The sequence below is a fragment of the Dyella sp. ASV21 genome (genome assembly GCF_016428975.1).
Taxonomy (GTDB): domain Bacteria; phylum Pseudomonadota; class Gammaproteobacteria; order Xanthomonadales; family Rhodanobacteraceae; genus Dyella.
Genome location: NZ_JAELTT010000097.1, coordinates 1 through 11,613 on the forward strand (window position 1 = coordinate 1; position 11,613 = coordinate 11,613).

Consider the following 11,613-nt stretch of genomic DNA (forward strand, 5'->3'; position numbering starts at 1 on the left):
GGGTGAGAATGGTGTCGACCAGTTGTTTCTGGCGCTCCCAGTCGTGTTGAAGCTGCGTGATCTTTTCGCCGATGGCGAGCTGAAGCGTTTGCAGCTCGCCGATGCGGCGATCATCCACCGCGCGCCCCGAACGGGCATCGCGACGAAGCTGGGCTATTTCCGCCTCTACTTGCAGCTGCTCATGCTCCAGCGTCGATAGGCGACGCGGCGGCTCGGCCAGGGCGGTGCCCACACGGGCGCAGGCGGTATCGAGCACGTCGATGGCCTTGTCCGGCAACTGCCGCCCGGCGAGATAGCGCGCCGAGAGCGCCACGGCGGCTTGCAAGGCGTCGTCGCCGATATAGACGCTGTGGGCCTGCTCATACACGGAGCGCAGGCCGCGCAGGATGTGCACGGCCTGTTCCTGGCTGGGCTCGTCTAGTTTCACCAACTGGAAGCGACGCGACAACGCAGGGTCTTTCTCGAAGTACTTCTTGTATTCGGACCACGTGGTGGCGGCGATGGTGCGCAACTCGCCGCGCGCCAGCGCGGGCTTGAGCAGGTTGGCGGCATCGCTACCGCCAGCGGCGTTGCCGGCGCCTATCAAGGTATGCGCTTCATCGATAAACAGGATGATGGGGCGTGGCGATGCTTTGACTTCATCGATCACCGCCTTGAGGCGCTTCTCGAATTCACCCTTGACCGCCGCGCCCGCCTGGAGCGCGCCGAGATCTAGCCCCCAAAGCGCCACCTCTCGCAGGGACTCGGGCACGCGACCTTGCACGATGCGCAAGGCGAGACCTTCTACCACGGCGCTCTTGCCGACACCGGCATCGCCGACGACGATCGGATTGTTCTTACGACGCCGCGAGAGAATATCGATCATCAGGTCGATTTCTTCGTCACGACAAAGCACCGGATCGATACGCCCATCGCGCGCCTGCGCCGTGAAGTCGTGACCGTATTTGCCTAGCGCCGTGTCAGCGTCGGTAACTTTGAGGTCCGACGGTGCGGCGGACGCGTCGGGAGTTTCACCCGAGCTGGCCAACAAGGCGGAAAATTGTTTGCGAAGCGATTCGCGATTGATGCCGTCGAACAGGCGCACCGAGGCCAGCGGCAGGTAGCGCCCCGGATTGAGCAGGCCTGCCAGCAGCAGGCTGCCGCCGCGAATGGTCTGTTGGCCCAGTTCCAGCGAACCAAGCAACCACGCTTCTTGCAGCAACTCCACCAGCAAGGGGGAGAACGCCGGGTACTGATCAGTGCCGCCACCTTGTTCGGGGAACGCCGTGGCAAATGACTGTCGAACGGCATCGACATCCAGCCCGGCCTGCCGAAGCACTAGGCGTACATCGCCCAGTGGATTGTCCAACAGCTTGAACAGCAGGTGCGGTACGGTGACCTCCGCCCCCCGCTGACTGATGCAGAGGCTGGCGGCCTCTTCCAGGCCGTGGCGACACGAAGGATTGAGGCGTTCAATGAGCGCCGAAAGATCGATTCTGATCATGCAGTGAAGACTCGTCCGATGACATCCAGCACATTCGAAGGCCGATAGGCGGCCACTGGATCACGCTGCATGGGCGCACCACTTTCGAGTGGACGCGCCTCCATGCGCAATTTGCCGCATTACGTAAACACGCCATCGGCGCGTTCGCTATAGGAGACATCCTGTTATCGCCTAGCGAACCGGCTGATAGTCAGTAAGCAAAATCCGTCGCCAATCCATGCATTCGGCTGACTGCCCTACGTGCGTCGCATTCGGTAGCGTATGTTCCTCAATTCCTCTTGGCAGGCGATCCCCTTCTACCGCTAAGCCACATGAGCGCAAACGACACATGGCACTTCATCGACCACGCATGAAGGCTGCTTGCCGTTCCCGCTTCGTGAGGCCCCGTACGAAGTTGGTGTTTGTCCACAGCAGTGCTTGTCGAGTTCTCGCAGAATCAACAGGGAGTCGTTATGGCGAAGAAAGCAGGATCGGTTGCGCCGCAGGAGCGCATCAACATCAAGTACGTTCCCGCCACAGGCGAGCAGCAGGCCGAGATGGAGTTGCCGCTGAAGTTGCTGGTGACGGGCGATTTCAAGGGCCACGGCGAGCAGGCCGCGCTGGAAGATCGCCAGGCGGTAAGCGTCAACAAAGAAACCTTCGACAAGGTGATGTCCGAGGCCAAACTCAGCCTGGCGATGGAAGTTCCTTCCAAGCTCGGCGAGAGCGCCGATGACATGCTTAGCCTCAACCTTCAGTTCAAGTCCATGAAGGATTTCGATCCGGATGCGATCGCCAAGCAGGTGCCGGGGCTGAGCAAGCTGCTGGAGCTTCGTGAAGCACTGGTGGCACTCAAGGGCCCGCTGGGCAACGTCCCCGCGTTTCGCAAGCAGTTGCAGACGCTGCTGGCCGATGAGAGCGCGCGCGAGAAGCTCGCCAGCGAGCTGCGCCTCGTGCTCGACCCGTCGTCCAACGCCTAAGCGTCACCCGACTCGACCGCCGATAGCTCGCATTGCATGGCATTGCGACGATAAGGAACATCACTCATGGCACAAAAAAGCAACGCAGCAGCCTCGACCTCCGCCGCCTCGTCCGCGCCCGGTCTGCTGGACCAGATCATGGCTCAAACCCGCATTGAGCCCAGCCACGAAGGGTATGCCGTCGCCGAGCGCGGCGTCGCTGCCTTCATTGCCGAGATGCTTAAGACGGACGCGCATGAGCAGACCGTCAACAAGCTTCTGGTCGATCAGATGATCGCCGAGATCGATCGCAAGCTCAGCCAGCAGATGGACGCCATCCTGCACCAGTCGCCGCTACAGGAGCTGGAATCGGCATGGCGTGGCCTCAAGCTGCTGGTCGATCGCACCGATTTCCGCGAGAACACCAAGATCGAAGTGCTGCACGTCACCAAGGACGAGCTGCTGGAGGACTTCGAAGGCGCGGGCGACATCACGCGCAGCGGCCTTTACAAGCACGTCTATACCGCCGGTTACGGCCAGTTCGGCGGCCAGCCGACGGCGGCCATCGTGGGCAACTACACCTTTGGCCCGTCGGCACCGGACATCAAGCTGTTGAGCTATGTCGCCAGCGTGGGTGCGATGTCCCATGCGCCGTTCATTTCGGCGGCCGGCCCGGAGTTCCTGAACCTGGGCGGTTTCCAGGACCTTCCCAACCTCAAAGAGGTGAAGGACATCTTCGAAGGCCCGCGGTTCGCCAAGTGGCGCAGCCTGCGTGAATCCGAGGACTCACGCTATCTCGGCCTGACCATGCCGCGATTCCTGCTGCGCTCGCCGTACGATCCGCAGGAGAACCCGACGCGCAGCTTCGTCTATCGCGAAGTGATCGACGGCAACCACGACAACTACCTGTGGGGCAATACGGCATTCCTCATGGCTGCCCGCATCACGGACAGCTTTGCCAAGTACCGCTGGTGCCCGAACATCATCGGCCCGCAGTCGGGCGGTGCGGTGGATGACTTGCCGGTGCATCTGTACGAATCGCTGGGCCAGCTGCAGGCGAAGATCCCGACCGAGGTGCTGGTCTCCGATCGCAAGGAGTTCGAGCTGGCCGAGGAAGGCTTTATCCCGCTGACCATGCGCAAGGACAGCGACAACGCGGCCTTCTTCTCCGCCAACTCGGTGCAGAAGCCCAAGCTGTTCCCCAAGACCGCGGACGGCCAGCAGGCGCAGACGAACTACAAGCTCGGCACCCAGCTGCCGTACATGTTCATCATCAATCGCCTGGCGCACTACATCAAAGTGTTGCAGCGCGAGCAGATCGGCAGCTGGAAGGAGCGCCAGGACCTTGAGCGCGAGCTCAATGGCTGGCTCAAGCAGTACATCGCCGACCAGGAAAACCCCTCCTCCGACGTGCGCAGCCGCCGCCCGCTGCGTGCCGCGACGATCGAGGTTCAGGACGTTGCCGGCAATCCGGGCTGGTACCAGGTGGCCATGTCGGTTCGTCCGCACTTCAAGTACATGGGCGCGAACTTCGAACTCTCGCTGGTGGGCCGACTCGACCGGGAATAAGGGGATACCGCCATGCCGAGGTCACTGGGACAAGGAAGCCTGTTCGAACGACTCGAGCCGGGTACTTCGTCCGAGCGCTCTCGATCTCGGCAACAGGTGGCGATTGAGCGCATCCGTGCGATCAAGCACCACCTGCAATGGCTGCTCAATACCCGCCCGGGTTGCTCCCAGAGCAACCCGGGTTTGGGTCTGAGTGATTTCAACGACGCGGCCCTGGGCAGCGTGGACCTGGTGCAGCGCGTGCGGCAAGACATCGAGCGCATGGTCGCGGCTTATGAGCCGCGTGTGCAGGTGCTGAATGTCCGCTCATGCCCTGATCCCGATCAGCCGCTCGACCTTCACTTCCGCCTGGATTGCCTGATCCCTTTGCTCCACGCGGAGGAACAGCTGGAGATCGACCTGCATATTCGTCACCAGGATCAGACCGTGCACATTGCTTAACCTAAGGACAGCACGAGCCCATGTCGCTGCGACAAAAGTTCCGCGAAGAAATGGATTATCTTCGCCGGCTCGGCCGAGAGTTCGCCAAGGACAATCCCCAACTGGCGCGATTCCTCGGCGATGAAGCCGCCGACCCCGACGTCGAGCGCCTGCTTGAGGGCTTTGCGTTCCTCACGGCCAAGCTGCGCATCAAGATCGAGGACGACTTTCCCGAGCTCACGCACTCCCTGCTGCAGTTGCTGTGGCCCAACTATCTGCGTCCACTGCCAAGCGCCGCCATCATGCGCTTTGACCCGGTAGAGCGGTCCATTACGCAGCGACAGGTGATTCCCAAGGGAACGCGGATGCTGTCTCGCCCGGTGGACGGCGTACCCTGCGAGTTTCGCACCTGCACCGATGTGGCGCTGTATCCGTTTCGCCTGGAAGACGTCACCGATGCCCACACGCGCGAAAAATCCATCGTGCGCATCGATCTTTCCACGATTTCCGACAACGCACTGAACAGCTTCGATTGCGATCAGATCGATTTCCACCTGAGCGGCGGCGATTCCACGGCGAAAACGCTGTATCTCTGGCTCGCCAAGTATCTCAGCGAAATCCACATCGATATCGATGGAGAGACCCGCAAGCTCTCCACCGCACAGGTGCTTTTCCCGGGTTTCAGCCCTGCGGAAGCCTTGTTGCCGTATCCAAGGAACGTCTTCGACGGCTACCGCATCCTGCAGGAATACTTTGTATTCCCGCAGCGCTTTCATTTCTTCTCCCTGCCACGGCTACGCTCGGTCTGGCCTGACAAGGCCGCCAAGCGCGTTCGATTCGAGCTGCACTTCTCCCGACCCATGCCGGCGGATATTCGGCTCCGGTTCGACGACATATCGCTCTACTGCGCACCCGCGGTGAACCTGTTCCCCCGCGATGCGGAGCCCATCCACCTGGATGGTCGCGCGATCGACCAGCACCTGCTCCCATCGGGGCATCGGCCCGACGCCTACGAGATCTTCAGCATCGATGAAGTGGCCGGCTTTGAACGCCAGGCGAACGGTCAGCGCGGCAACCGCCTGCGCACTTTCCACCCGTTCGAATCACTTCAGCACGAGATCGAACATGCGCAGGGCCGTACAGCGCTCTACTACCGCACGCGTATACAAAACGCCCTGGATGACGATGGCGTCGTACACCGCGTGGCGTTTGTGCGATCGGACGAAGCGGCTTATATCGGCCATGGCGAAACCGTCTCGCTGGCGCTGACCTGTACCAACCGCGACCTGCCGCTCACCCTGGGCGTTGGCGATATCTGCCTGCCAACCCAGGCGACGCCGATGTATGCCACGTTCCGCAACATCACGCGCCCCACGCCGTCCTATCGACCGGTACTGGACGGCGAACTGCTGTGGACGCTGATCTCCAACCTGTCGCTGAACTACTTGTCCCTGCTCTCCGCCGAGCCGCTCAAGGCGGTGGTGCGTGCCTACGATTTCGCGGCCCTGCACGACATCCAGCGCGCGCGCTCAACCCGCAAGCAGTTGGGCGGCATCCAGGATGCGGTCACCGCACCCGCTGACGTGCTGATGAAAGGGCTACCCATTCGCGGCCTGAAAACCCAGTTGAAGCTGGATCAATCGGCGTTTCTCTGCGAAGGAGACCTCTACCTTTTCGGCACCGTTCTCAGCCACTTCTTTGCGCTCTACGCCAGCATCAACTCGTTCCATCAACTGGACGTCATCAACGTCAGCAACAACGAGCACTATCAATGGCCATGGCAGATCGGCAAACAACCACAGATCTAGCCGATGTGTTGCTGGCAGACGCGAAGAATCGGGATTTCTTCGGTCTGGTGGAGCAACTGCATGGCCTTCACGGCGACGACATGGAGTCGTCCGACGCCGCTGAGCCCGGGTACCAGCGCGTGCGATTGACCAGCTACGCCGGCCTTGGCTTCCCCGCCTCGGACATCTCCTTTGCCGAGCGCATGCCAGCGGGATCGCGCAGTGACTATCGGGTGCAGGCCACGTTCTTCGGCTTGCACGGCCCCGATTCGCCATTGCCGAGCTATTACCTGGATCGCCTGGCCTATGAGTATGGTCATGGCGTTGGCATTCGCCCGGCATTTCTTGATTTCTTCAACCATCGACTACTGACGCTGCTGCATCAGGCATGGCGCAAGTATCGTTATTACGTTCGCTTCCAGCTGGAGGCGCGGGATAAGTTTTCGCGGTACATCTTCGCCCTGGTTGGACTCAACGATTCCGACCTTCGCGGCGCGACCCCGCTGCCCTGGGGACGACTGCTCAGCTATGCCGGCATGATTGCCAGCCGCAGCCGATCGCCTTCGGTGGTCGCCGGCATCATTGCGCATTGCTTCGATCTTGAAACGGTGAGTATCCGCGAGTTTGAACCGCGCTACATGCATGTGCCGGAGGCACAGCTGCTCTCGCTGGGAAAGCGCAACGGTGTCCTGGGCGATAGCTTCGTGCTCGGCAGCCGCGTGCAGACGCGGCACAGCAAATTCACCATCGTCATACCCAACCTCGATCAGGCGCGGTTCCGCGAATTTCTTCCCAGCGGCGAGAACTTTGGCCGCTTGTGCAAGCTGATCGACTTTCTCATGCGCGATCCGTCCGCCTATGACCTGGAGCTGGGTCTGCGCCAGGAGGAAGTACCGCCTTTCAATCTCGGTCGCGACAGTGCCAGCCATCTCGGCTGGACCAGTTTTGTCGATCAAACGGGCTTGCGTACGCAAGCCAACGTGCGCATCAAGGTACGCCAATGAAAGCTCCCGCTACGCCTCGCCACATGACGCTCGTGGTCGCTAACCCCGAAGCCTTGCAATACGGATGCACGCCGCGCCATCGGTTCGATCGTGCCGGCGGCACCATCGGGTGCCAGGGCGCCAACTGGCTATTGACCGATCGCAACGATCTCATCGAACCCATCCATTGCGAGATCGGCCACGTGGACGATCGGTTCTGCGTCATCGATCGGTCCGGCCAGATACGCATCAACCAATCCGATGCCGCCGTGGGCAGGGGCATCATCGCCCGCCTTGGCGAGGGCGACATTATTCACATCGGCTCCTATCGGCTGACCGTGCATCTGCATGACTCCCACGAGTTTCTGGATGGCCTGACGGAGTCCAGCGTGGGCGAGCTGCTCAACGAGCAAGATTCGCACCTGCTACAGGCCGAAGACGAGGCAGTGCCCACAACGGGCCCGGAAGCGTTGTCGCTGGACCCGCTGCTGGCCTTCGATGGATTGGCTCGTGCGCCAGGCCGCCGCGAGGATCTTGACCCCTTGCTGGCACTGGATGCGGCGGAACGCGGCACACAGCGCTCCGCCAATGATTCGCTGGACACCACCCATTACGGGCTGGCCCCCACCAAGCCACAGGAAGACCTTGCGGACACCCGCTTCGAGGCCATCTACGGCGCCCCCAAAACCTACTCTGGAGAGACAAACATGAACCACCCATCGGCAGAGTCCGTAAAGGCGCAGCGGTGGTTGACCACCCAGCAATCGACCGGTGGCGATCCGCGCCAACTGATCGCTCCACTCATGGAGGGTTTGGGCACCTCGCTGGAGACGCTCGATGAACAGGCGGCTTATCGACTGCTGATGGAAACCGGGCAAGCCTTGCATGCAGCGATCGCCGGGCTGACCGCGCTGTATGCCAACGATCCCAAGACGGACGATCGTCTGTCGCTGGCTGGCCGCACCTTGCAGCCTATCGAAGACAACCCGCTGCGATTGGGGTTGAGCTACGACGACACGATGCGCGCGCTGTTCTCCAGCGAGCGCAGCGTGGTGCATCTGTCGCCCAAGGCAGCCATCGAAGAAAGCCTCACGCTCACCCGCCGACACCAGGCGGCGATGGTGCAAGCCATTGGCTCGGGCCTGCAAGCACTGCTGCACGCGTTCTCGCCCGAAGTGCTGCTGCAGCGTTTTCGCCGCTATAGCGCTGACCAGAGCGGGCAGCCCGATGCCGGCGCGTGGGCCTGGCAGATGTACAGCCACTATCACAGCGAACTGGCGTCGTCGCGCCAGCAAGGCTTCGAGAAGCTGTTCTGGGAGGTGTTCGAGCAGGTCTATGACCGTGCCATCCGCACGGAGGCGCAATGACAAGCAGCCGCTCCATCCTGCTGCTGTTCGCTGCCATGAGCATCGCCGGCTGCGGCACGCTCGGCATCGGGCGCAAAGACACCGATGCGCCGTCGCGCATCGCGTTGAGCCTTTATGCGGCAGCGGACGTCAACCCCAACCCCGATGCGCTGACCCCGGACACCTCGGCAACGCCTATGCAAACGGCCGAGTTGGCGGCGGTGACGGTGGACCCGCAAGCCCAGGAGGGGCCGTACCTGGTCAACCTCACCGGCGGCAGCAAGGCCGAACTGGCGGAGAAAATGCACGCGCTGCTCGACTATCTGCAAGAACCGGAAGGGGGCGCGGAAGCCACAAAGCCATCGCTGCAGATCACACACGCTGCGAATGCGCCCAAAGCCGCCGGGCCCACCGCGCCTGCACAGCCTGCCCCTGCCGCGAATTCTTCGCCACGCATCGGCGCACCCTCGACCATCGGCGCGGTTACCGGTGGGGCCGTGGCCGCCACGGCCCTGGCGCCCGCGATAGCGCCAAACGCGGGCACCGCCGGCAAGGTGGCGATCGGCGTGGCTGGAGCGGCCGGTGGCGCGTGGGCGGCTTCCTCGCTCACGGCACCCGCCGCAACGCCGGATAGCGATGCCACGGTGGCCCCGGTGGAATCTCCGGTAGCGGCAACTCCCGACGCCAAAGGCGTCCCCGCCACGGCGCCCCGGTCCAAGCCAAGCGATCTACCGGTGCCCCTGCGCGGTGGCATAGAGCGACGCACGGCCACCTTTACCGTGCCGACCAGCAAGACCCCCGCGCTGGGTCAGTATGCGGATGGCCCTTCCGGCCTCACCTCCACGCAAGATGCGCCCGTTGGCAAGAACGTCGCTACGCCTATCTCGTTCAAGATACTCCAGCTGAAGGACGACTCGGTATTTCTCAATGCCGATCAAGACTTGCTGCGCAAGGACCTGAAGAAGGCACTCGGCAGTACCTATGTCGATGACGACGATTACGTGCTCCAACCGGGTCAGTTCAAGTACGTCGAATCCAAGAAGATCGACAAGAACACCCGCTATGTCGCCGTGCTGGCCAACTTTCACGACCAAAGCAACGCCACCTGGAAGCGTGCGCTGCGCATCGAGGCGGGTGGTTTCCAGTACTCGCTGCTGGTGATCTTCAACAACATCGAGGTCGGCATGGTTGATGAAAGCCATCCGCAGCCGCCAAGGAAGAAATCATGACCTCCAAGAATCCGGTCATCTGGAACGAAGGGCTTTTCATCAAGCCCCAACACTTTCAGCAGCAGCATCGCGCGCTGGAACACCACATCAACCAGCGTGTCACCGCGGTCAGCGAGCATCTCTACGGCTTCAGCGAATTGGAGATCAACCAGGAGTACCTGAGCTTCGGCAAAGTCGCCATCGTACGCGCGCGCGGCATCATGCCGGATGGCAGCGTATTCGATATTCCGGGCGACCAGGCCTCGCCGACGCCCCTCACCATCACCGATGCTTCGGCCGCCAACCAGGTTGTCTATCTCACCTTGCCGCTCAAGAACGACGGCATGCTCGAAGTGCAATGGCCTGACACGTACGCCAGTACGCGTTATGCCTCGCGCACGGAAGAGGTGAGGGATACGCATAGCCAGGAAGGCGATACCGTATCGATGGATATCGCCGCACTCAACATGAGGCTGGCCCTTGATCGCGACGACCGCAGCGCATTCACCGAGATCGCGGTATGCCGCATCCTGGATCGTCGCCCGGATGGCAGCCTGGTCCTGGACGAAACCTTCTATCCGACCGGCTTGTCACTGAACGCCATTCCCCCGCTCAAGCGCTTCCTTGGCGAAATCGCCGGATTGATGCGCGAGCGCGCAAAGAATATTGCCGATCGCATCGGCTCGCCGGGGCAGTCGGGCGTGGCCGACGTCACCGACTTCAACCTGCTGCAAGTACTCAATCGACTGCATCCTTACTTTCTGCATTTGTCGCGTTTACGCCATGTCCACCCGGAGCAGATCTATGTGCTCTTCAGCCAGACCTGCGGCGAACTGGTGACCTTCACGGACGAAGGACGGCTGCCGCAGGAGTACCCGGCCTACCAGCATGACAACCCGCGCGCCTCCTTCCGCATGCTGGAGGAAACGCTGCGGCGCTCGTTGAGTACCGTGCTCCAACCGCGTGCCGTGTCGCTGCCGATTACGAAACAACAATACGGCGTGCTTACCGCCGCCGTGCAGGACCGCAACCTGCTTACGAGTGCCGACTTCATCCTTGCGGTGCGTGCTCGCATGCCACTGGACAAGTTGCGACAGCAGTTCGTGCAGCAGGCCAAGGTCGCCTCCATGGAGAAGCTGGGCGACTTGGTGGGCCTTCAGTTGCCCGGCATTCCGCTGAGTCCGCTACCCGTGGCGCCGCGTCACCTGCCGTTCCATGCAGGCTTTACCTACTTCCAGCTCGATCGCACGCATCCAAGCTGGCAGATGATGCGCGATACGGCGGGCTTCGGCTTCCATATCGCCGGGGACTACCCGGAGCTTGAGCTGCAATTCTGGGCCATTCGGAGCGAATGACATGACCACGCAAAACGCCGATCAGTATCGCGATAGCTTTCAGCGCTCGGCCCCCTCACCCACCATCCCGCAAAAGCACTCGATGGGGTTCGATACGATCGACATCCTCGATTCCGATGCGGACTTCGACTTCTCCTTGCGCGGGCATGGTTACAACCCCTTGGTGGATGCGGCCATGCCGTTGCTAGGCCTCGTCATCCGACTGCGCCAGATCGGCGAATGCAGCGATGTGCCGCGCCTGTACAACACGGTGCGCGACCAGATTGCGTCGATGGACGAGGAGGTACGCAAGCACGAATACGACGGCGCCACCCAGCTGGCCTATCGCTATGCGTTGTGCGCATTCATCGACGAAGCGGTCATGCAGACGCCCTGGGGTAGCCACTCCCTATGGGCCGCGCGGTCGTTGCTCAGCGTGCATCACAACGAGACCTGGGGCGGCGAGAAGTTCTTTACCGTGCTGTCACGCATGATGATGGACCCAAAGAAGTATCGCGACGTGCTGGAGTTCAAGTACGTATGCC

At 61.8% G+C, this 11,613-nt stretch carries 10 protein-coding genes; 9 read left to right on the forward strand and 1 reads right to left on the reverse strand.

Annotation, left to right across the window (positions count from 1 at the left end; genetic code table 11):
* Positions 1-1,483: AAA family ATPase (locus JHD67_RS19715; protein ID WP_199100887.1), on the reverse strand; the 1,483-nt coding region annotated here is incomplete at its 3' end.
* A gap of 452 nt (positions 1,484-1,935) precedes the next feature.
* Here JHD67_RS19715 and tssB point away from each other — a divergent pair.
* The 9 genes from tssB to icmH all read left to right on the forward strand — a co-directional run.
* The gene (tssB, locus tag JHD67_RS19720; protein ID WP_199100888.1) at positions 1,936-2,442 is read left to right on the forward strand and encodes a type VI secretion system contractile sheath small subunit; all 507 of its coding nucleotides are present in this window, start codon (positions 1,936-1,938) and stop codon (positions 2,440-2,442) included.
* A gap of 66 nt (positions 2,443-2,508) precedes the next feature.
* A complete protein-coding gene (tssC, locus tag JHD67_RS19725) occupies positions 2,509-3,990 on the forward strand; it encodes a type VI secretion system contractile sheath large subunit (protein WP_199100889.1) in 1,482 nt (493 codons plus the stop codon).
* A gap of 12 nt (positions 3,991-4,002) precedes the next feature.
* Positions 4,003-4,431 carry a type VI secretion system baseplate subunit TssE gene (gene tssE, locus JHD67_RS19730; RefSeq protein WP_199100890.1) on the forward strand — a complete coding sequence of 143 codons (429 nt, stop codon included), beginning with the start codon at positions 4,003-4,005 and terminating at the stop codon, positions 4,429-4,431.
* A gap of 20 nt (positions 4,432-4,451) precedes the next feature.
* A complete protein-coding gene (tssF, locus tag JHD67_RS19735) occupies positions 4,452-6,218 on the forward strand; it encodes a type VI secretion system baseplate subunit TssF (protein WP_199100891.1) in 1,767 nt (588 codons plus the stop codon).
* Positions 6,182-7,201 carry a type VI secretion system baseplate subunit TssG gene (gene tssG / locus JHD67_RS19740; RefSeq protein WP_199100892.1) on the forward strand — a complete coding sequence of 340 codons (1,020 nt, stop codon included), beginning with the start codon at positions 6,182-6,184 and terminating at the stop codon, positions 7,199-7,201. Before tssF ends, tssG begins: the two co-directional genes overlap by 37 nt.
* Positions 7,198-8,547: a type VI secretion system-associated FHA domain protein TagH gene (gene tagH, locus JHD67_RS19745; protein WP_199100893.1), complete on the forward strand. Its 1,350-nt coding sequence runs from the start codon at positions 7,198-7,200 to the stop codon at positions 8,545-8,547. The genes tssG and tagH overlap by 4 nt, the downstream gene beginning before the upstream one ends.
* Complete coding sequence (gene tssJ / locus JHD67_RS19750) at positions 8,544-9,755, forward strand: type VI secretion system lipoprotein TssJ (RefSeq protein ID WP_199100894.1); 1,212 nt, start codon at positions 8,544-8,546, stop codon at positions 9,753-9,755. The genes tagH and tssJ overlap by 4 nt, the downstream gene beginning before the upstream one ends.
* A complete protein-coding gene (gene tssK / locus JHD67_RS19755; RefSeq protein ID WP_199100895.1) occupies positions 9,752-11,089 on the forward strand; it encodes a type VI secretion system baseplate subunit TssK in 1,338 nt (445 codons plus the stop codon). Before tssJ ends, tssK begins: the two co-directional genes overlap by 4 nt.
* Position 11,090: 1 nt before the next feature.
* Positions 11,091-11,613, forward strand: a 523-nt coding sequence (gene icmH, locus JHD67_RS19760) for a type IVB secretion system protein IcmH/DotU (protein WP_199100896.1), incomplete at its 3' end; no start/stop codon positions are given.

What these genes read in the sequence shown, in the direction of transcription:
- tssB (WP_199100888.1), top strand. Translation starts at nt 1,936, where the DNA reads ATGGCGAAGAAAGCAGGATCGGTTGCGCCGCAGGAGCGCATCAACATC.
- tssF (WP_199100891.1), top strand. Translation starts at nt 4,452, where the DNA reads ATGTCGCTGCGACAAAAGTTCCGCGAAGAAATGGATTATCTTCGCCGG.
- tssG (WP_199100892.1), top strand. Translation starts at nt 6,182, where the DNA reads ATGGCCATGGCAGATCGGCAAACAACCACAGATCTAGCCGATGTGTTG.
- tssK (WP_199100895.1), top strand. Translation starts at nt 9,752, where the DNA reads ATGACCTCCAAGAATCCGGTCATCTGGAACGAAGGGCTTTTCATCAAG.
- tssC (WP_199100889.1), top strand. Translation starts at nt 2,509, where the DNA reads ATGGCACAAAAAAGCAACGCAGCAGCCTCGACCTCCGCCGCCTCGTCC.
- tssJ (WP_199100894.1), top strand. Translation starts at nt 8,544, where the DNA reads ATGACAAGCAGCCGCTCCATCCTGCTGCTGTTCGCTGCCATGAGCATC.
- tagH (WP_199100893.1), top strand. Translation starts at nt 7,198, where the DNA reads ATGAAAGCTCCCGCTACGCCTCGCCACATGACGCTCGTGGTCGCTAAC.
- tssE (WP_199100890.1), top strand. Translation starts at nt 4,003, where the DNA reads ATGCCGAGGTCACTGGGACAAGGAAGCCTGTTCGAACGACTCGAGCCG.